Source organism: Paenibacillus barengoltzii G22, from assembly GCF_000403375.2.
Taxonomy (GTDB): Bacteria; Bacillota; Bacilli; order Paenibacillales; family Paenibacillaceae; genus Fontibacillus; species Fontibacillus barengoltzii.
In genome coordinates this window covers 256,071-276,430 of sequence record NZ_KE159654.1, presented here as the reverse complement: position 1 = coordinate 276,430, position 20,360 = coordinate 256,071, and the positions used below count along the sequence as shown (strand labels likewise).

12 protein-coding genes are annotated in these 20,360 nt (G+C 52.1%); 8 read left to right on the top strand and 4 right to left on the bottom strand.

Features of this window, described 5'->3' with window-relative positions; all coding sequences use genetic code 11:
- Positions 1 to 3: 3 nt before the first annotated feature.
- The 7 genes from C812_RS16215 (at position 4) to pulA (ending at position 11,784) form a co-directional block, all read left to right on the top strand.
- The gene (locus C812_RS16215; RefSeq protein WP_016313734.1) at positions 4 to 3,444 is read left to right on the top strand and encodes a DUF6359 domain-containing protein; all 3,441 of its coding nucleotides are present in this window, start codon (positions 4 to 6) and stop codon (positions 3,442 to 3,444) included.
- Between the two features lie 147 nt (positions 3,445 to 3,591).
- Positions 3,592 to 4,584, top strand: a complete 993-nt coding sequence (locus C812_RS21610) for a LacI family DNA-binding transcriptional regulator (RefSeq protein WP_016313733.1) — start codon at positions 3,592 to 3,594, stop codon at positions 4,582 to 4,584.
- A gap of 34 nt (positions 4,585 to 4,618) precedes the next feature.
- Entirely contained in the window at positions 4,619 to 6,346 is a 1,728-nt protein-coding gene (locus tag C812_RS16205; protein WP_016313732.1) for a glycoside hydrolase family 13 protein, read from the top strand.
- Between the two features lie 12 nt (positions 6,347 to 6,358).
- Positions 6,359 to 7,642, top strand: coding sequence for an extracellular solute-binding protein (locus tag C812_RS16200; protein ID WP_016313731.1), 1,284 nt, complete (start codon positions 6,359 to 6,361; stop codon positions 7,640 to 7,642).
- Between the two features lie 64 nt (positions 7,643 to 7,706).
- Positions 7,707 to 8,576 (top strand): carbohydrate ABC transporter permease, encoded by an 870-nt coding sequence (locus C812_RS16195; protein ID WP_016313730.1) that lies wholly within the window; start codon positions 7,707 to 7,709, stop codon positions 8,574 to 8,576.
- A gap of 12 nt (positions 8,577 to 8,588) precedes the next feature.
- Positions 8,589 to 9,413, top strand: a complete 825-nt coding sequence (locus C812_RS16190) for a carbohydrate ABC transporter permease (protein ID WP_016313729.1) — start codon at positions 8,589 to 8,591, stop codon at positions 9,411 to 9,413.
- 346 nt (positions 9,414 to 9,759) lie between these two features.
- Positions 9,760 to 11,784 carry a type I pullulanase gene (gene pulA, locus C812_RS16185; RefSeq protein WP_084770809.1) on the top strand — a complete coding sequence of 675 codons (2,025 nt, stop codon included), beginning with the start codon at positions 9,760 to 9,762 and terminating at the stop codon, positions 11,782 to 11,784.
- Between the two features lie 388 nt (positions 11,785 to 12,172).
- On the opposite strand, the gene C812_RS16180 is transcribed toward pulA, so the two are convergent.
- The 4 genes from C812_RS16180 to C812_RS16165 form a co-directional block, all read right to left on the bottom strand.
- A complete protein-coding gene (locus C812_RS16180; RefSeq protein WP_016313727.1) occupies positions 12,173 to 14,479 on the bottom strand; it encodes a glycoside hydrolase family 65 protein in 2,307 nt (768 codons plus the stop codon).
- A gap of 73 nt (positions 14,480 to 14,552) precedes the next feature.
- A complete protein-coding gene (gene pgmB, locus C812_RS16175) occupies positions 14,553 to 15,218 on the bottom strand; it encodes a beta-phosphoglucomutase (RefSeq protein WP_016313726.1) in 666 nt (221 codons plus the stop codon).
- A 117-nt stretch (positions 15,219 to 15,335) separates the two neighbouring features.
- Positions 15,336 to 16,373 carry a LacI family DNA-binding transcriptional regulator gene (locus C812_RS16170; protein ID WP_016313725.1) on the bottom strand — a complete coding sequence of 346 codons (1,038 nt, stop codon included), beginning with the start codon at positions 16,371 to 16,373 and terminating at the stop codon, positions 15,336 to 15,338.
- A 255-nt stretch (positions 16,374 to 16,628) separates the two neighbouring features.
- Positions 16,629 to 18,371 (bottom strand): alpha-glycosidase, encoded by a 1,743-nt coding sequence (locus tag C812_RS16165; RefSeq protein ID WP_016313724.1) that lies wholly within the window; start codon positions 18,369 to 18,371, stop codon positions 16,629 to 16,631.
- Between the two features lie 597 nt (positions 18,372 to 18,968).
- On the opposite strand from C812_RS16165, the gene C812_RS16160 reads away from it, so the two are divergent.
- Positions 18,969 to 20,294: a sugar ABC transporter substrate-binding protein gene (locus C812_RS16160; protein ID WP_016313723.1), complete on the top strand. Its 1,326-nt coding sequence runs from the start codon at positions 18,969 to 18,971 to the stop codon at positions 20,292 to 20,294.
- Positions 20,295 to 20,360: the final 66 nt, after the last annotated feature.

The window sequence follows — 20,360 nt, the reverse complement described above, 5'->3', positions numbered from 1 at the left end:
TTTATGGGTAAGGGCAAGGCGAACGCTTGGCGCAGGAAATGGTTAGGTTTCTTATTAGCCGGTGCTTTAACCGTAACCGGGCTGCCGGGATGGGCGCTGCAGGCGGCAGCACAGCCTGCCGATGTGGCAGTGGATGTATCGACGGCCGGGACAGGAGCAAACAGCAGCGAGGCCTTGCTGCAAATCGCTGCCGCTCCGCTCAGCGTTGCGGAGGCGATTGCCAAAGGGAACAGCGGCGAAGTTGCGGAAGTGGCCGGCATCATCGTGGGCCATGCGACAGGATCGCTTACGGCGGACTTTGAGGCGCCCTTTGGCAACGATTTTAACTTCCTGATTGCCGATACGGCTGGGGAACAGGATAAGACGAAGCTCATCGACGTACAGATTCCTTCCAGCTTCAGAGCGGAGTTCGGCCTGCAAAGCAACCCGGATTTGATCGGGAAGTCGGTGGTCGTATCGGGTTCACTGGCGGCGTACAACAATTTTGCGGGATTAAAGAATGTAACCGAGATTTCATTATCCCAAGACCAGCCGGGAGAACCGGGTGAAGACCCTGGCGAGGATCCCGGGGAGGACCCGGGTCAAGATCCAGATCCGGGTGACATCCCCGAGCTTCCGGACGGCAACGGCAAGAAGGTGCTGTTTGACAACGCCCACGGCCAAACCGCCGGAGCAGCGGATTGGGTCATTGACGGAGGGTTCTCTGACTTTGCCGATGGGCTGCGGGCGGCCGGTTTTACGGTAGAATCGCTGGACCGCCCAATCCCATATACGTTTGGGGAAACGGCGATTACCTACGAAACATTGGAGCCTTATGACGTCTTTGTGATTCCTGAAGCGAACATTCCGTTTAAGACCGCTGAGCAGGAAGCATTGGTGCAGTACGTGGAAAATGGCGGCGCTGTATTCTTCATCTCTGACCATTATAATGCTGACCGTAACAAAAACCGCTGGGACGCCTCTGAGGTGTTTAACGGTTATCGCCGCGGGGCCTACGAAAATCCGGCGAAAGGGATGACAACCGAAGAGGCCAATTCACCTGCGATGCAGGGGGTGAGCAGCTCCGACTGGTTAGCAGACAACTTTGGCGTTCGCTTCCGCTATAACGCGCTGGGTGACGTGAATGCAACGGATATCGTCAGCCCTTCGCAATCGTTTGGCATTACGGCGGGCGTAGATGCGGTCGCCATGCATGCAGGGTCAACCGTGGCCATTCTCGATCCGCAGAAGGCCAAAGGACTTGTTTATGTCCCTACCGGCGTTCCGGCCTGGGGGAATGCTGTTGATGAAGGCGTCTATAATGGCGGCGGCCGGGCGGAAGGCCCTTATGCAGCCATCGCCAAGCTGGGGCTTGGGAAGGCCGCGTTTATCGGCGATTCTTCGCCGGTGGAAGACGCAACACCCAAGTATGTACGGGAAGAAAACGGCCAGAAGAAAACGACGTATGACGGCTTCAAGGAAGTGGACGACGGACTGTTCCTGGTGCAAACCGTGAAATGGCTGGCATATGACGAGAACTATACTTCCTTTGATCAGGTGCCGGGACTGGTGCTGGATACACCAACTGTGCTGGACGCAGACGAGGAGCCCGCGGCCACAACCGAGCCGCAGCCGGAGCCGTGGGCACAGCCTGCACCCGGATACAAGTGGTATGATCCGGCTACGTTTAAGCCGGGTTCGTACGGTTCGTCGCAAGCACCGGAAACAGAGCCGACGTTTGCCTTTGTCCATCAAGCGCAGTTGCCAAGCCAGCAAGAATTTCAGATCCGCGTGACTGCAGACGGCTTAACGCCGGGGCAGACGGTATCCGATTTGCGGGTAGGCATCTACCTGGCCGGCGGCGAGCAGATCGCCCGATTCCAGAATGCGGACGGCAGCTGGTCGGATTACAATTACAGCCCGGCGTTTTCGCTCACAGGCGATTCCTTGGGTCATGCATCTAAGGATTTGACCGTTCAGTTGAAGCCGGGGGTAACCGCCACAAGCGCTAACTTACGTCTGAAAAAAGGCAGCGCGAACGAGCTCACGAAGCAGGTGGAGATTGCAAATGTGGATGCCGAGCCGTTGCCGGGCGACCATCCGCCGGTGCCGGAGCTGAGCACGATTGCCGCAGCGCGTGAGGCAGCAGAAGGAACGGTTGTCACGGTTCGAGGAGTGATTATTTCCGAACCGGGGGTATTTGGCGGTCAAGGCTTCTATTTGCAGGACGAGACAGGAGGCATTTACGTCTTCCAAACGGCAGCGGGATATCATGCCGGTGACCTGATCCGGATCAGTGCAACCCGCACATTGTACAACGGGGAAGTGGAACTGGAGAATCCGGTGCTGATCGAGAAGCTGGGAACGGCCCCGCTGCCGCAGCCGCAGGTTCAGGAGGCGGTGACAGAGGCGAACCAGGGTCAGCTAATCACCCTGACTCATGTCGTAGTGCAGGATGTGGTTGCGGCTACTCCGGCAGGTTCCTTTGAATTTAACGCCGTTCGCGAAGATGGCAGCACGACCCGGGTGCGGTTTGACGGCCGCACCGGAGTGACGATGGATGCCTTTGTGGCGCTGTACCCGGAAGGTACGTCTGTGGATATTAGCGGGGTCGCCTCCGTCTATCGAGGAACCTACCAGTTGAAGCCGCTGGCCTTGGCTGATGTCGTGCCGAGCACCACCGAAGCGGATATGACGGCTCCAGTGACGGAGCGCGATGTCGCAGGGATTGAGGGCGCAGATGTCTATAATCAGACGGAAGTTACGGTTGCTTTCAACGCAGAGGATGAAGGCGGCAGCGGTTTGGACCGGACGGAGTACCGGGTGGATGGCGGGGAGTGGATTCCGTATACCGAACCGCTGGTACTTTCAGACGATGGGAGGTATACGATCGAATATCGCTCCGTGGATCGGGCAGGTAACGAGGAAGCGCCTAAGACGCTGTACATTAACGTAGATCGCCTGGCGCCAGAAGTGACGTTCACCGGGGATCAGCAAGTGCTGCAGGTTGCTTCGAGTGTTCCATTTCACGTGGCTGTCAATGACGCGGTCAGCGGGCCAAAATCAACGGCTTACCGGCTTGACGGACGAACCATCACAGGGGTTGCGGAAATCGTTCCGTTCTCGCTGTCGGTTGGTACACACAAGCTGGCGGTCCAAGCAACGGATGCAGCGGGACATACTACGTCAGTGGAATTTACGTTCCAAGTGACCATCGACATTGCGCATTTAGATGAGCTGGTGGACATGGGCAAAGATCACGGTTATTTCTTAACGAATGGCACGGCCACCAGCCTGCAAGCCCAAATCGCCTCGCTGCAAAAGGCCAAAACTCCACTGGAGCGCGACATCAAGCTCAAGGCGCTGAAGATAACGATCAGCGTCCAAAGCGGATTAACCATCAAACAGAGCTTCGCAAATCTGATGCTGGAGGATTTGGAGTATATCGGGGGAGAGGCGGCTTAAGCGGCGGGCCTTGGCTAATAATAAGTCGTTCAGAATGGTCCATTCTGAGCGACTTTTTGCTTATTACAAAAAAGCAAGCTTGCTAAGATTGTAAGCGTTTTGTATAATGAGTTATGCAACCGGTTGCAGGTTAAGGAGAGATCATTCGTGTCGAAGATAACTATTCAAGAAATTGCGATTTTAGCGGGTGTTAACAAGGCGACCGTATCCCGAGTGATCAACGGGAATCGGAACATTTCCGAGAAGACTCGGAAGAAAGTCGAAGACATCATGAAGCAGTATAACTATGTCCCCAACTCCATTGCGCGCGGATTGGCGACGAAGAAGACACTTACGGTTGGTTTTTGCTTTGATTACACCAATAAACAGGCCTATGCTAACCCTTATTTCTACAAAGTGCTTCAAGGGATTGAAGAGGTTGTATACAATCACGACCACATGTTTCTCATGATGAGCGATCATGACGGGAAGAATGGCAGATCAACGTTCGAGCGGGTGGTGGTTGAGCGCCGGGTTGACGGTGTTATTATCCCCAATACGCTGCTAAATGAACGGAATTATGAATTGCTGATCAAACATAACATGCCGTTTGTCGTAACCGGTGAAAATACATTGAAGCAAGTGGACGCACCTTGGGTGGATATCGATAACGTTCAGGCCGGTCGGATTCTGACCGAGCATTTAATCGATTTGGGCTGTCGCAACATCATGATGTATGCCGGCGGTGCAACCGCCCAGCGGGACAAATTTCTGAGTGACCGCCTTAATGGCTACCATGAAGCGATGCGTCAACACGACTTGGAACCTCAAGTAATCGAGCATGCTGATGTTCTGAAGAGGCTGTACGATTCCCCTAGATCTGGATTGGAAACGCAACGGCCTGATGCTCTGATCTGCTGTACGCATGAACAGCTTTTCGAAATTTTAGACTGGGAGAATGGAAACCCTCTCTTGTCTGAACTAGCTTTAGCTACATTTGACAGCTTTCCGATGTCTAAATACTTGAAATACCCGGTGCATTTCGTAGAGATTGACCTGGAAATGATGGGGAAGCAAGCGGCGCAAATGCTGTTCTCTCGGATGAATAAAGAAGCGGGGGTACCACCGTTTATCTCAATTCCAACCCAAATTGGCAAATAATTGAACAAACTAAACATAATGAGGTAATAAGTTGATGACCCAATATCTGTATCACGACCCGGTAGTAGATGCTACCCTCATTTCTTTGAATGAACTGGAAGTACGCTTAAAGCTACCAGCTGATGTGAATCGAGTCACGCTAAACTATTGGAATAAATATAAGCAGGACTATGGTATTCGGAAACAAGCGATGACATTATGGGCGGAATCGGGTGAATTCAAGTACTATCGCACGATATTGACAGGTATGGAATCTCGCATTCGGTACCTTCAATATAATTTCGAGTTTGCTGCAAAGGGGGAATCCTATTGGCTGGGTGCTGAGGGATTACGTAAGACGGAGGGAACCAAAGGCGGCTATTCGTATGCCTATGCGGGAGATCGCGACATGGTGAACACTCCGGAATGGATTGGAAACCGGGTATGGTATCAAATCTTCCCCGAACGCTTCTGTAACGGGGATCCCGGGAATGATCCGGAATCTGTGGAACCTTGGGGGAGCGTGCCAACGCGGGACAATTATATGGGAGGTGATCTTCGAGGAATCATCAAGCAATTGGATTACCTGAGCGGGCTAGGCATCAATGCATTGTACTTAAATCCAATATTTGCGGCTACGTCAAATCATAAATACGACACCGTGGACTACTTTCAAATCGATCCGCAATTCGGGACGGTACAAGATTTGCAAGAGCTCGTCCAAAAATGCCACGAACGCGATATTAAGGTGATTCTCGATCTGGTCATTAATCATTGCGGGTTCTATCATCCCTATTTTCAGGACGTTGTTAAAAATGGAGAAGCTTCGGTATATAAGGATTGGTTCTATATTAACCGGTACCCGGTTCACCGAAGCGAAGACGGATACGACTCCGTGGGTTATTATCAATGGATGCCTAAGCTGCGGACATCGAATCCCGAAGTTCAGCAGTACGTATACGATATCGTTTCCTTTTGGCAGAAGGAGACGGGCATCGACGGCTGGAGAATCGATGTCGCAGATGAGGTGGAAATCAGCTTTTTGCGGGAGCTGAAATCCTGTGTCAAGAAATTAAATCCTAACGCTATCATTATTGCAGAAATCTGGGATGATGCCAAGCGCCTGATGGCGTCTGGCGGCGTGGACAGCGTGATGAACTATGAGCTGCGAACGATTCTGTTCGATTACTGTCTGGATCGTTCCATTTCGCTTGCAGAGTTCCATTCCAGACTCGTGAGTTTACTCCATCGTTATTCTTTGTCAGAACTTAATCAAATGTTTAACCTGCTGGGAAGCCATGACACGGAACGAATCTTGACGCGTTGCGGAAATGATGAAAGCAAACTTCGGCTACTGCTGGCCCTTCAATTCTTCCTGCCGGGGAATCCTACCGTATATTACGGGGACGAACTGGGAATGACCGGGGAGAATGACCCAGGGTGCCGCGGGAGCATGCCTTGGCAGCTGGCCTCGGCAGAGCCGCCGTTGTTAAGAGAGTTCCGCACTTGGATTCAGCGTAAAACTACCGATTCGGTACTGCATCACGGCAATACGGAGCTTAGATACCGGGAAGACTCGGAGTGTTACGTCATCCGGCGCTACACCGAAACCGAAGAAGCGGTGCTTCTAATTAATTTCTCACAGGACCGGCAAGCTTTGGACGCTGTGATGAATCGGTTTGACTTGATTGGTACTTATACACTGGATCATTCGCAGGATACCGGGAACTTGCCTGATTTTATCGGTCCCGGAGAGACGATGCTTTTCCAAAAACGGAATTAAGGAGATCAACCTATGTTAAATAAATGGAGCAAGTTATTGCCGATTCTACTCGCCTTGACCCTGGTTTTGGCGGGCTGCGGTTCCAAGGGGAACCAAGAGACGTCGAACGGGACAAACTCGGATGCGAAACCGGGCAAGGAGGTCACGATAACGTTCTGGCACCACTACAGTACCGCATCTCCGGAAGAGAAGACGTTAAAAGAAGTGCTGATTCCGAAATTTGAACAGGAAAATCCCGGGATTAAAGTGAACCCTGTTGCCTTTACCTGGGAGGACCTGCATAAGAAGTTGCAGATCAGCGGCAGTGCCGGCGATTTGCCGGACGTCGCCCGGTTGGACATTATCTGGGTGCCGGAGTTCCAAAAGAGCGGGATGCTGCAACAGTTAGACGCCTTTGAAGATTTTGACGAGGTTGCTGGCAGCTTGCTGGAAGGCCCGTTGTCCACAGCGAAGGTAGGAGACCACTATTACGGACTTCCTCTCAATACGAATACCAAGGTGTTGTTCTGGAACAAAGAGATGCTGTCCCAAAGCGGTGTAGAGCAAGCACCTCAAACGACGGAACAGTTCTTCGAGGCTTTGGGCAAAATCAAAAGTAAGTATGAAAAAAGCTGGGGATTCGGCGAACCGGCCCTTCAAGGTTGGAATGTCTTGCCGTGGATTTGGAGCAACGGAGGGGATGTGCTCTCGCCTGACTTTACAACGGCGGACGGATATTTAAATAGCCCGGCTTCTGTAGAAATTTTGACGAAGCTTAAAAACGCTTACAACGCTGGTCAAATTTCTGGATTTAAGCCAGGTGATGTTGCGGTCACGGAAGGCCATGCGAGCGGAAGCTATGCCATGATGGCGGAAGGCCCGTGGGCAGTCGCTCAATTTCAGTCGCAATTCCCTGATTTTGACGTCGAAATGGCTTCATTCCCGGCGGGATCAGCGGGTTCCATTCAAGTGTTAGGCGGAGAGGATATCGGGATCTTTAGTAAAGACAAGCAGGAGGAATCCTGGAAATTTGTGAAGTTCATGGTGTCGGAAGCGGCTCAGATTGAGATGGGCAAAATTGGACAAATTCCGGTGAATCTCGCCTCGATGGAGAATGCCGATGTCAAGGCGATCGATTATTATCCACCGTTTCTTGAACAGTTAAAGACGGCGAAGGCTCGCCCGCCGGTAAGTGCTTGGCCGCAAATTGACGGTGTGATTAATGATGCGATGAGTAAAATTTTCATGACGGATGCGGATGTAAAAACGGAGCTGGATGCGGCAGTTGTTGCCATCGATGCTTTGTTGAAGGAGTAGTCCATTTTCAGGAGAGCGTTTTCCGTAAGGGAGGCGCTCCCTTTTACGAAGGAGTCAACATGACATGCGCAAAAAAAACGGAGCAGCTGGTTACTTGTTCTTTTTGCCCGGATTTTTATTTTTTGCCTTATTTATTCTCTACCCGTTGATCCGGAATTTGATCTACAGCTTTTATGATTTTCGGCTCACGAATATTAATCAACTTAAATTTGTTGGATTGGATAATTATAAGCATGTGTTCGGGGACGAAGTATTCTGGATTTCGATACGGAATATCTTTATCTACGGGATCATTTCTGTACCCGGCCAAATGATTTTGGGCTTTCTGGTCGCCTATGCACTTTACCAGAACCGTCCCGGCACCAAGACGTTCCGAGTGCTGTACTTCTTACCGGTGATTACGTCTTGGGTCGTTGCCTCGTTAATCTTTAAGTATGTTTTTGCCGATCAGGGATTTTTGAATTACGCCATTACGGATATCCTTCATCTGTCGGATCGGACGATCAGTTGGTTAAGTGAACCGGGCAAAGCCTTGATCGTGCTTGGAATCCTTGGGATCTGGAAAGGGGTCGGCTGGGCGATGGTGATCTACATGGCCGCCCTGCAAGGGGTACCCAAAGATCAATATGAAGCGGCTTCTTTAGACGGTTGCAATGCGTGGAACCAGATTCGATATATCACGCTGCCGTCGATTCGGAGCACGACATTTTTTATCCAAATGATGTTAATTATCGGTGCGTTTAATGTATTTACTTCCGTGTATCTCATCACCAACGGCGGACCGTTGCATCAGACTGAAGTGATGTTAACGAGAATGTATCAAAAGGCGTTCTCCGAATATGATCTGGGTTACGCTTCTGCGTTGTCCTATGTCTTTGCAGTGATCATTGCTGGATTAACGGCTGTGCAGTTCCGTCTGAACAAACAGGAATAGGGGGCGAACCATATGCGCTCGCTGAAAACATTTTGCACTTACGCCCTGCTTGTCGCAGGCGGAGTAGTATCGATTTACCCTTTAGTGTATATGCTGCTAACTGCTCTCAAACCTATGACGCTGTTGTTTGAGTTTCCGCCTCGCTTTCTGCCTTCGGAAATGACCTTATCCAATTTCAGAGAGGCGTGGGGAAGTCAAAACTTCGCGTTATATTTGTTGAATAGCCTGCTGGTGACATTGGCAAGCTTTGCGCTTATTTTTCTGCTGTCGTCTATGTTAGCTTTTGCTTACTCGCGGTTTGATTTTAAGGGAAAGCGCCTCAGCTTTGCGATTATTATGGGAGGCTTGGTGATCCCTAGTCTGACGTTGCTGATTCCCCAGTTCGTCTTGATTCGTCAACTGGGTTTATTTGATTCACGGTGGGGGCTAATCGTTGTCTACGCCGCAGGGTCCATTCCGTTTACAACGTTCTTGCTTAAAGGCTTTTTCGATTCCATCACTCGGGATATCGATGAGTCGGTGGAGATGGAAGGGGGCGGCGCCTGGACGTTATTTGCTTCCATCATTTTGCCTCTCTCCAAGCCGGCGTTTGTTCCAGCCACGATCTTTAACGCGCTGACCGTGTGGGAAGAGTTCCCCTGGGCGCTGACCATCATTAATGATCCGCTGAAGCGGACGTTGCCGATTGCCTTGGCCAATTTCCAAGGGCAATATACGACGCAATGGGGGATCGTGTTCGCTGGTTCACTGATCGCCGTGATCCCAATTATCTTACTGTTCCTGCTGCTGCAGCGCTACTTTATCGCCGGCATTACAGCCGGAGCAGTGAAGGGGTAAAACAAGCGAAAAAGCTTGAATTCAGCCTTTTGTGCAAACGATTGACCAAGCTTTCGAACCGATGATATAATCCAGCACATAACGCCCGTTGTCTATGAATATTTGAAACCGCCTGTGGGGGAAGATGATTACATGTTCCTGACACAGCTTGTGGAACGTTTCGGGGAAAAGTAGCCATATGATGAATGAGTATACCCAGAGGGCGAGGGATTCAGCGGCATGGACAACAGGTTTTTACGGGGATTTGTCTGCATCGGGCTTAGCTTGTTAACTTTGTGCGGGCGAAATTCTTCGGACTTCAAATGAAAAACGTGCTGCTGAATTTAACGGGATTGGAGTGAGGATGTTGTCGGTACAAAAAGAGTTTCACGGTACCATCGATTACGGAGATGTGACAGTCACCGGGGGAATCTCGGTGTTTGATGCGAAGTTTGACGAGATGTATGTATACGATGGTGATGATTTAGGTGCAGTATATGCTCCGGAAGAGACTCGTTTTCGTCTGTGGGCCCCCACCGCTTCCGAAGCCTTCGTCGTTCTGTATGAAACGGAGGACGGAACGCCGTTCAAAGAGCTGCCCATGAAGCGGGATGTGCAAGGAACGTGGACCCTGACGGTAGTGGAAGATTGCGGGGGATTATTCTATACGTACCGTGTGAAGGTGGGGGAGCAGTGGAACGAGGCTGTTGACCCTTACGCGAAGGCGGTGGGCGTGAACGGGACAAAGACGACGATCCTCGACTTGAGCCGCACCAATCCGGAAGGATGGGCGAACGATCAGAAGCCGCCGCTCGCTTCACCGACGGATGCGGTGATTTATGAGTTGCATGTTCGAGATCTGTCGATTCACCCGCAAAGCGGCATCCGTGAAAAAGGCAAGTTCCTTGGACTAGCCGAGGAGGGGACCCGTGGGCCTAACGGCATTCCCACAGGGCTTGACCATATTGCCGGGCTTGGCGTCACGCATGTACAGCTGCTGCCGATCTTTGATTACTCGCAGGAAAGTGTGGATGAGAGCCGTCTGGATGAACCCCATTACAATTGGGGATACGATCCTCAGAATTATAACGTGCCGGAAGGCTCCTACTCGACGGACCCCAGAAATCCGGCTGCACGGATTCTTGAGCTGAAGCGTCTCATCCAAAAGCTGCACGCCCGCGGACTTCGCGTGATTATGGATGTGGTGTACAACCATGTTTACGATGGCTATCTGATTCATTTCACGAAGCTTGTGCCGGGTTATTACTTACGGTACAAGTCGGATCGGACGTTCTCCGACGGAACATTTTGCGGGAACGAGTGCGCCTCCGAACGGCCGATGATGCGAAAATATATCATCGAGTCGATCCTGCACTGGGTGCGGGAGTATCATATCGATGGGTTTCGTTTTGATTTAATGGGAATGATCGACATCGAAACGATGAATGAAATCCGTCGGCGGTTAGACGAAATCGACCCTGCGATTCTGATGATCGGGGAAGGCTGGATGATGGAGACAGTGCTCCCCAAGGAGCTTCGGGCCAATCAGGACAACGCTGAGAAACTGCCGGGCATCGGCATGTTTAACGACGGGATGAGGGATGCGGTGAAAGGGGATATTTTTATCTTTGACCGCAAAGGCTTCATCAGTGGCGGTGACGGGTATGAAGAAGGGGTGAAGCGCGGCGTAGCCGGGGGAATTCACTATGGGGGGCAGCTCAGACAGTTCGCGGTCGAGCCGATTCAATCGGTGAACTACGTGGAGTGCCATGATAATCATACGTTATGGGACAAAATCGAGCTGTCCACACCGGGCGCTTCGGACGATGAACGCCGGGCGATGCACCGGCTCGCCTCCGCCATCGTGCTGACGAGCCAGGGCATTCCGTTCCTCCACGCCGGTCAGGAATTTATGCGTACGAAGGGCGGCGTGGAGAACAGCTATAAATCGCCCATCGAGGTCAACTGGCTCGATTGGGAGCGCTGCGCTGCGCATCAGGACGATGTGTCCTATATGCGCAGCTTGATCGCCTTGCGCAAAGCGCATCCCGCGTTCCGCCTGAAGACGGCGGACGAGATTCGCGCGCATTTGCGCTTTGAGGCAGCGCCGCCGCACGCCGTGGCGTTCACGCTGCGCGACCACGCCGGTGGCGATCCCGACCGCCACCTGTACGTGCTCTACAACGCGAACCCGGGCGCGTTGTCGCTGGAGCTGCCCGCCCTCGGACCGTGGGAGGTCCGGTTTGGCGGCGAGCACGTGCTCGCGCTGGAAGCGGGCGCGAGCGGTGAAGCTGCAGCGGCGGCGCCTGCTGCAGCAGGGGGGCCTCCAGCCGGCGGAGCACGGCTGGAGGTGCGCGGGGTCGGCGTCGTCGTCCTCGCCGTCCCGCGGTAATCGCGCAAGGGCGAGGGGCACGAGCCCCGTTGCCCTTGGTTTAGCGCCGCGGCCGGGTGAGGATCGGCCGGGCGCTAGCGGGCTACGCGGAAATAAGGGTCAAAAATACCCTTATTTCCGCGTAGCCGCCCCATTTGAACAAAATAGCGGTATTTGATGGCCTTATTCTCCGGCAGGAGCCCCCAAATGGGGCTTTTTGCTCCTGCCGGACCGAAATAAGGCCATTTTTTACCGCTATTTGTTCAAATGAAGCTCAATCGCCGGAAATAAGGGAACTTATTACCGTTATTATTCCCTGGGGCCCCCGCAACGCCGGGCGCCCCCAAAAACCAACCCCCACGGCAAAGCCATGGGGGTTGGTTCAATAAATTCAGCTCAGCGCCGCAGATTACTGGCGCTTCGCTTGCACTTGGCTGTTCGCATCGACCGTGTAGCTTTGGTCGTAGATGCGGATCGCTGCTGGCGTATCGGATTCGTTCGTGACGATGATGCTGTCGGCAGTGGCGTTGACTTTCAGCCGAGCGCCGCGGAACATCACCTTAAACGAGAACGAGGTCCAGTGCGACGGGATGAACGGGCGCAGCACCAGCTCGTCTTCGTGGACGCGCAGGCCGCCGAAGCCTTGCACGATCGCCATCCAGGTGCCGGCCATACTGGTGATATGGCAGCCGTCTTCGGTGTCGTTATTGTAGTTGTCGAGGTCCAGGCGCGCGGTGCGCAGGTACATCTCGTAGGCCTTCTCCTGGTAGCCCAGCTCGCAGGCAAGAATCGCATGCACGCAAGGGGAGAGGGAGGACTCGTGAACGGTCATCGGCTCGTAGAAGTCGAAGTTGCGTTTTTTCGTATCCAGGTCGTACCGGTCGCTCAAGAAATACAAGCCTTGCAACACATCCGCTTGCTTAATGAAGCACGAGCGCAAAATCCGGTCCCAAGACCAGTTCTGGTTCAGCGGCAGATGCTTCGGATCCAGATCCTTCACTTGAATCAGTTCTTTATCCAGGAAGCCGTCCTGCTGCAAGAATACGCCGCGCTCCTCATCGTACGGATAATACATATTGTCGATGATGTGCTGCCATTGCTTCGTTTCCGCTTCTTGAAGCCCCAGCTTCTCCACAAGCGCCGCATAGTGCGCAGCATCTTGGGCTTTGAGCTCTTCCAGCACTTCCAGCGTGTATTCGAGCGTCCAGGCAGCGATCCGGTTCGTGTACCAGTTGTTGTTGACGTTGTTCTCGTATTCGTTCGGGCCGGTGACGCCAAGCATCACGTATTTGCCCTTCACTTGCGAGAAGTTCACGCGTTCTTCCCAGAAGCGGGAGATTTCAACGAGGACTTCCAGGCCGTATTCGCCCAGATAGGCTTTATCCCCTGTATAGTTAACGTAGTTATAAATCGCATATGCGATCGCCCCGTTCCGATGGAGCTCCTCAAATGTGATTTCCCATTCGTTGTGGCATTCCTCGCCGTTCATCGTTACCATCGGGTAGAGCGCGCCTTTTGTGAAACCAAGCTTTTGGGCGTTCTCTTTGGCCTTTTCCAAATGCTTATAGCGGTAAATCAGCAGGTTGCGGGCGATATCGGACTCCGCTGTGCTGAGGTAGAATGGCAAGCAATAAGCTTCCGTATCCCAATAGGTGCTGCCGCCGTATTTTTCACCGGTGAAGCCCTTAGGCCCGATGTTCAGTCGGTCGTCCTCGCCGCTGTAGGTTTGGTTTAATTGAAAAATATTAAAACGAATCGCCTGCTGCGCCGCCACGTCACCTTCGATGATGATGTCGCTCATTTCCCATTTCTTCGCCCAAGCTTCTGCTTGCTCTTTCTTCAGCGTATCGAAGCCGGCCTCTTTCGCGGAGTGCAGGGCGGCCGTGCCCACTTTCACCAACTCGCCAAGCCCATGATCGCGGGAGGTCACATTCGCAACATATTTGTACAACGTTACCGTCTCACCGGAAACGGCGGGTACCGCGACTTCGGCGGAGACAAACTTCTCTTGCTCGTGGAACGCAGGGGTGAGCTCTAGGCGTTTTCCACCTTGCTCCACATCAAATGCCATCACCGAGGTGACGTGGAAGTCGAGCTTCTTCGTCTTGACGGTTAAGTAGGAGACGTCGGTACCGGCGGATTTTTCCACCTCAAGCCAGAATTTCTCATCATAGTTGGAATCCTTATTCATGACGTCGCCGTCGAGATAAGGCGCGAAGCGCAGTTCCCCGTTGAAGTTGAGCGGCGTTACCGCGTAACGGATGGCCCCGATCTCATGACGTACGATGCTGACGAATCGCAGTGCTTCCACAGCCAGTTCCTTGCCGTCCTTCATCACGGCGGTAAAGCGGCGGTAGAGGTAACCTTCCTTCATGTTCAACTCTCGAACGAAATCCTTCACCTGACATTCGGCCAAATCCAGCGCGACGCCGTCTACAAATACGTTAATGCCAATCCAGTTCGTGCTGTTCAGCACTTTGGCAAAATATTCGGGATAACCGTTCTTCCACCAGCCCACCCGGGTTTTGTCCGGATAATACACGCCAGCCATGTAGCTGCCTTGCAGAGAAGGGCCGCTGTATTGCTCCTCGAAATTCGCACGTTGACCCATATAACCGTTGCCGATACTGAAGATACTTTCCGAAATTTCATGATTCGCCGGATCAAACGATTCTTCCAGAATGGACCAGGGATCCACTTTCAAATACTGTTTCACATTAACCGCTCCTTTAGTCATTTCAAATAGATTAGTCTGTAAAAAAAGAACGAGAGGTATTCACACTTGGGGCTTATTCCGCACTCGCGGCGATTTGCTGCAGCAGGGCGACCGAAACATCGCCCAGCGAGGAGACAACCCGATCCGCTTGCCCCAGCGTATCGGGCGAACCGATGCCAACGCAGCGCATACCCGCACGACGGGCCGCTTCGATGCCGGCCTCCGCATCCTCGAACACGACGCATGCTTCGGGGGCGACGCCCAGCTCCGAAGCGCCTAGCAGGAACACTTCCGGGTCAGGCTTGGCACTGGTGGTGCGGGTGCCGTCGATGATCGCGTCAAAATATGGGGTCAGCCCGGTATTCCGCAAAATGATCGGGGCGTTCTTGCTCGCTGAACCAAGCGCGGTCTTCAATCCGTTAGCCCGGCATTGCTGCAAGAACTCCAGCGCTCCCGGCAAAATTTCCGACGCGTCCATTTGGGAGATGTACTCGACATACCAGTTGTTTTTGCGTTCAGCTAGCTCTTGCTTGACGTGGTCTTCCAGTTGAAGACCGCCTACGCTAAGCAAGATGTCGAGCGAGGCCATGCGGCTGACGCCCTTCAGCTTCTCATTGTCCTGTTCGGTAAATTCGAAGCCGAGCTCGGCGGCCAGCCGTTTCCAGGCGAGGTAGTGATATTTCGCGGTATCCACGAGCACGCCGTCGAGATCAAATAAACAAGCTTGAATGGGATTCATAATGAACCTCCTCTATGTTGAATATTAGTGCAAACGTTTGAACAAAGCGTGAAAAATAAAGGAAGCATGTGCTTCCGTTTATTTTTTCGTAACCAATGTTTAATGCAGCCTGTTGCCTCAAAGCTTCTTGGGTACCGAATACATCGACGACTCGCGAACCATCAGCCGATGCGGAATGATCTGCCGTTTCGGATAGGCCTTGTCGTTGTTGTTCTGCACCGCTTGAATCAGCACTTGCGAGGCCGTGTAACCCAGATTGTAAATGCCGATATCCATGCTGCTCAGCGGCGGGGTTGAGAGCTCGGACAACGGGATGTTGTTGAAGCTGACCAGACATAGGTCTTCAGGTACCTTGTACTTCAACTCGTGCAGGCCGCGAAGCACGCCAAACGCTACGACGTCATCAATCATGACCAAGGCCGTCGGACGGTCTGGCAGATTCATGAAGAACGACATGGCCCGATAGCCGCTGTCCTGCAAAAACTCACCTTCGACAATCCATTCCGGACGGCTTTCCAAGCCCGCATCTCTCAGCGCATCCTGATAGCCTTTCAACCGGTCTTTGGAAACGACGAGCTCCGGCGGTCCGCTGACGAACCCGATCCGTTCGTGTCCCAACGCGATCAAATGCTTCGTGGCATCGTAGGACGCCTGGATATTATCGTTATCCACCGTTAGAATATCGGGATATTCTTCGCTGCGCCCAATGAGTACAAACGGATGACCACCTTGATGGAGAAACTCAATCACCGGATCGTTCTGCCGGGAATACAGCAAGATGACCCCGTCCACCCGGCGGCCGTTCAGCAGTCTGGATACACTTTCGACTTCCTCTTTCTCATTGGCTCCGGAGCTGATCAGCACGTCGTAGCCCAAGCGGCTGGCTTGGGTGACAATGCCGCGGATCAGTTCCATGAAGAAGAAGTTAGAGAACAATTCCTCGGCGGACTTTGGCAGCAGGATACAAATGCTATTTGTCGTTTTGGAGACCAGACTCTTGGCCATAATGTTAGGGTGATAGCCAAGCTGGTCCATAATGAGCTTTACTTTACGCGAGGTTTCCTCGCTGATTCTAGGATGATTGGACAGCACCCGGGACACGGTAGAGGGCGATACGCCGGCCTTTTTGGCAACATCCTTAATGGTGACAGCCATAAAAAACCTCCTCTGTGGAACCGTTTGCTTTACACTGTAATATTAATCTAAAGAATTCTGAAAGTAAATAGAGAATCTAGGGGTAACCCCTTATAGCACCGCAGGATTCAGCTTTTGTTCTCTTCGAAAATGGGCGTCAAATACAGGGATTTCATGTGATTTTTGCGCAAACGTTTTACCTGTAAAAAAGAATGCAGCCGGCCCATTCTCTCCTCGAATTCGGGCCGACCGCAGGTATAAAAAGCTGTTTGATCATTAGGCTTGCGTTAAAACGGCATAACCGTAGGCCGGGAGCTTAACGGCAAGCTTACCGTCTGTGGTGTTGTAGGTTTGACCGCTGAAGGCATCGCGCCACGTGTTCCCATCCGCAGGGATCGCAAAGGTCTGTCCGGCATCGTAGTTGTTCAGCAGGACAAGTACTTTCTCCCCGTTCAGTACGCGTTCATAAGCGAGCTTCGAGCCGCCTTTCTCGGCGAGCAGGAATTTCAGGCTGCCGGTCCGCAGTGGAGCCAGCTGCTTGCGAACCTTGATCAGCTTCTGATAAAACGCGAACAAGTCGTGATCTTGGCGCTTCGGATCCCATTCCATACATTTACGGCAATCCGGATCTGGTCCGCCGTCGAGGCCGACTTCGTCGCCATAGTAAATGCAAGGCGTTCCACTGTACGTAAATTGGAACAGGGCGGCCAGCTTCATTTTGGCTTTGTTGCCATCGCATAATGTGAGCAGGCGCGGTGTGTCATGGCTGTCCAGCAGATTAAATGCCACTTCACTTGCTTGGAGCGGATAACGAGCCAGCTGCTTACCAATCGCATTGGCGAAGCCCTCGGCATCCAATGTGCCGCGTACGACAAAGTCCAGCACGGCTTCGGTAAACGGATAGTTCATCACAGCATCAAATTGGTCCCCTTGCAGCCAGGCGGAGGACTCATGCCAGATTTCGCCCAAGATATAGGCGTCCGGGTTGGCCGCTTTCACCACTTTACGGAAATCACGCCAGAAGGCATGATCCACTTCATTGGCGACGTCCAGCCGCCAGCCGTCGATGCCCACTTCCTTAATCCAGAACTCCGCTACTTTCAACAAGTATTCTTTAACTTCCGGATTTTCCGTGTTCAGCTTAGGCATCAGCGGCTCGAAAGCAAATGTATCGTAACTTGGCACGCCGTCCTTAACTTGCAGCGGATACTCGCGCACATGGAACCAGTCTTTATAGCGGGATTTTTCACCTTTCTCCATCACGTCAACGAAAGGAGCGAAGGTTTTGCCGGAGTGGTTAAATACCGCGTCGAACAGCACCTTGATTCCGCGCTCATGGCAGGCTTGAACCAGCTTCTTGACCGTGGCAATGTCGCCGAAATGAGGGTCAATCTTCATATAGTCCGCGGTATCGTATTTATGGTTGGTCGTCGCTTCAAACAACGGAGTAAAATAGATCCCGGTAATGCCAAGCTCACTTAAATGATCGAGATGATCGATGACGCCTTGCAAATCCCCGCCAAAAAAGTTGTCGCGCTCCGGTTTGCCGCCCCAAGGCAGTACGCCTTTTGGATCGTTGCTTGGATCGCCATTGGCGAAGCGTTCAGGGAAGATTTGATAGAAGATGGCGTCCTTCACCCAGGCCGGCGGCGTAAAGACATCAACCGGATTGATGAACGGGAATTCGAACAGTCGCTCAGGACCGGAAGGGCGCTCTTTCGTAAACTCGCTTTCTGTCATCCAGACTTGCTCGTCGCCGGACTTTAGCAGAAAGCCGTATCTCGTTCGGCGCAGCGGCGGTTGATAGGTACACTCCCAATAGTCGAACATCTCGTCGCTGATCATCAGGGTCATCGGAATCAGTTCTTTGCTTTGATCCCACATATATTTGTCCCCCACAAAGGCGTAGACCTCGGTGAGATCGTTCTTCTTCGCGCGCAAGCGCAGATGAAGCGTTTTGTGGTCGTAAGCATAAGTCCAGTTCAGCTTAGGGCGATGATAGACCGCTTCAAGTAACATGATGAATCCCTCCTAGTGGATTGTGGACAGCTTTGTCCGCCAGGCCCCCGTATCCACTTGCTTTGGAAGCAAAAAAAGCACATCCAAGCCGAAGAAACGGGCCGAGGATGTACCTTTCGATAACAGTGCCTTCAAATTGTGTAACCGAACGGCAAAGCTAGTATTGCTCTCATTGATCCGGATTATAACACTGTTCAAACCATTGCACAAGATGATTAAGAAGTCATGTTTCTGTAAAGCTGATGATTGAGGATAAACTTAGCGGCGACATAGGAGAGTGTCCCGAAAATCACGAAAATTTTGCGCAAATATGCAACGTTTCCTTGTCTCAAAATAAAGTTGCGCAATTACAAAAAATGCGAATTTCGAAGCAAACAAAAGAAAAACGGAGAAAGTAGATGATTAACCCGTGTTCACCCTTTGTGCAAACGTTTTTACAACTCTCAGAGCATGATGTATCATGGGGGCGTGGATAAAGCGCTTTCGGGCGGGAAATACTAAACTATCCCGGGAAGATGCTGCGGAGGAGTCATAGTTTCAGGTATTTTCTGAAAACGTTTGCGCGTCACGTCTTTAAAATTAGGAGGGGTTATAGTCATGAAGTTCAAAAAGGCATTGACCTTGATCGCAGCGCTGTCCTTGGTTGTTTCGATCACTGCTTGCGGATCGGGCAACAATAACGGCGGCAACAACGGAAGTGCGAATGCTCCGGCGAATCAGACGGAAAATACGGGGAATACCGGTGCTGGGGAGAACGCTTCCGCTGATGTGATTGTTCCGGAAGAGGGCGCTGAGCTCCTCATTTGGGAAAGTAAAGAAGAGAAAGTATTCACTGAAGAAATGGCCAAACAATTCACTGAAAAATACGGCGTACCTGTAAAAATTGAAGAAGTATCGCCAACCGACCAAATCGGGAAGCTGACGCAAGACGGACCGTCCGGTCTGGCAGCCGACGTGCTGATCGTCCCTCATGACCACTTGGGGAACGCAGCGACTTCTGGCTTGATTCTGCCAAACGATGCCTTCGCCGAAGAAACGACGAAGAGCAACACGGAAGCTGCTATCCAAGGTGCCACCTATGACGGCGTTCTGTACGGTTATCCAAGAGCAGCTGAGACGATGGCTTTGTTCTACAATAAATCGCTCATTCCAGAAGCACCTAAAGACTTTAAAGACGTTCTGGAATTCAGCAAAACGTTTACCGACAAATCCAAAAACAAATACGGCATCATGTGGGAAGTCGGCAACATGTACTTCAACTATCCGTTTATCGCGAGCACCGGCGGTTACCTGTTCGGCGATAACGGCACAAACCCAGACGATATTGGTTTGGCTAACGATGGCGCAATCGAAAGCTTGAAAGTGTTCCAAAGCTTGAAGGAAGCTCTGCCGATCAACAGCGGCGACATCAACCCGGACATCAAACGCAGCTTGTTTAACGAAGGCGACGTTGCGATGGACATCAACGGTCCTTGGGAATTGGCAGGATACAAAGCCGCTCTCGGCGACAACCTGGGTCTTGCTCTATATCCTTCCATCAACGGCAAAACAGCGATCACCTTCTCCGGTATTAAAATTTGGGTCGTAAACTCCTTTACGAAATACCCGAATGCAGCTAAACTGTTCGCTCATTTCGCTTCTACGAAGGATGCGCAGTTGCTGCTGAATGAAAAAGTCGGCGCTGTACCGACGAACCTGGAAGCGCTGGAAACCGATCAAATCAAAAACGATCCTTTCGTATCCGTATTTGCTGAGCAAGCGAAGAACTCCCAGCCGATGCCTTCCATTCCGGAAATGGCTAATGCTTGGGCTCCTGTTAACGCTGCGCTTCCGGAAATCTGGAACAACAATGCAGATCCAAAAGCCGCAATGGAAAATGCCGTGACACAAATTCGGGATTTGAACCAAGGGGCAACGGAGTAAGGCAGAACGAACTGTCACCCAGTGAGGGAAGGTTGAGCCCGCCGCTGATCGCGGCGGGTCATCCTT

Coding starts and splice junctions, on each gene's coding strand:
- C812_RS16215 (WP_016313734.1), top strand. CDS start 4: ATGGGTAAGGGCAAGGCGAACGCTTGGCGCAGGAAATGGTTAGGTTTC.
- C812_RS16205 (WP_016313732.1), top strand. CDS start 4,619: ATGACCCAATATCTGTATCACGACCCGGTAGTAGATGCTACCCTCATT.
- C812_RS16200 (WP_016313731.1), top strand. CDS start 6,359: ATGTTAAATAAATGGAGCAAGTTATTGCCGATTCTACTCGCCTTGACC.
- C812_RS16195 (WP_016313730.1), top strand. CDS start 7,707: ATGCGCAAAAAAAACGGAGCAGCTGGTTACTTGTTCTTTTTGCCCGGA.
- C812_RS16190 (WP_016313729.1), top strand. CDS start 8,589: ATGCGCTCGCTGAAAACATTTTGCACTTACGCCCTGCTTGTCGCAGGC.
- pgmB (WP_016313726.1), bottom strand. CDS start 15,218: ATGAATCCCATTCAAGCTTGTTTATTTGATCTCGACGGCGTGCTCGTG.
- C812_RS16170 (WP_016313725.1), bottom strand. CDS start 16,373: ATGGCTGTCACCATTAAGGATGTTGCCAAAAAGGCCGGCGTATCGCCC.
- C812_RS16165 (WP_016313724.1), bottom strand. CDS start 18,371: ATGTTACTTGAAGCGGTCTATCATCGCCCTAAGCTGAACTGGACTTAT.
- C812_RS16160 (WP_016313723.1), top strand. CDS start 18,969: ATGAAGTTCAAAAAGGCATTGACCTTGATCGCAGCGCTGTCCTTGGTT.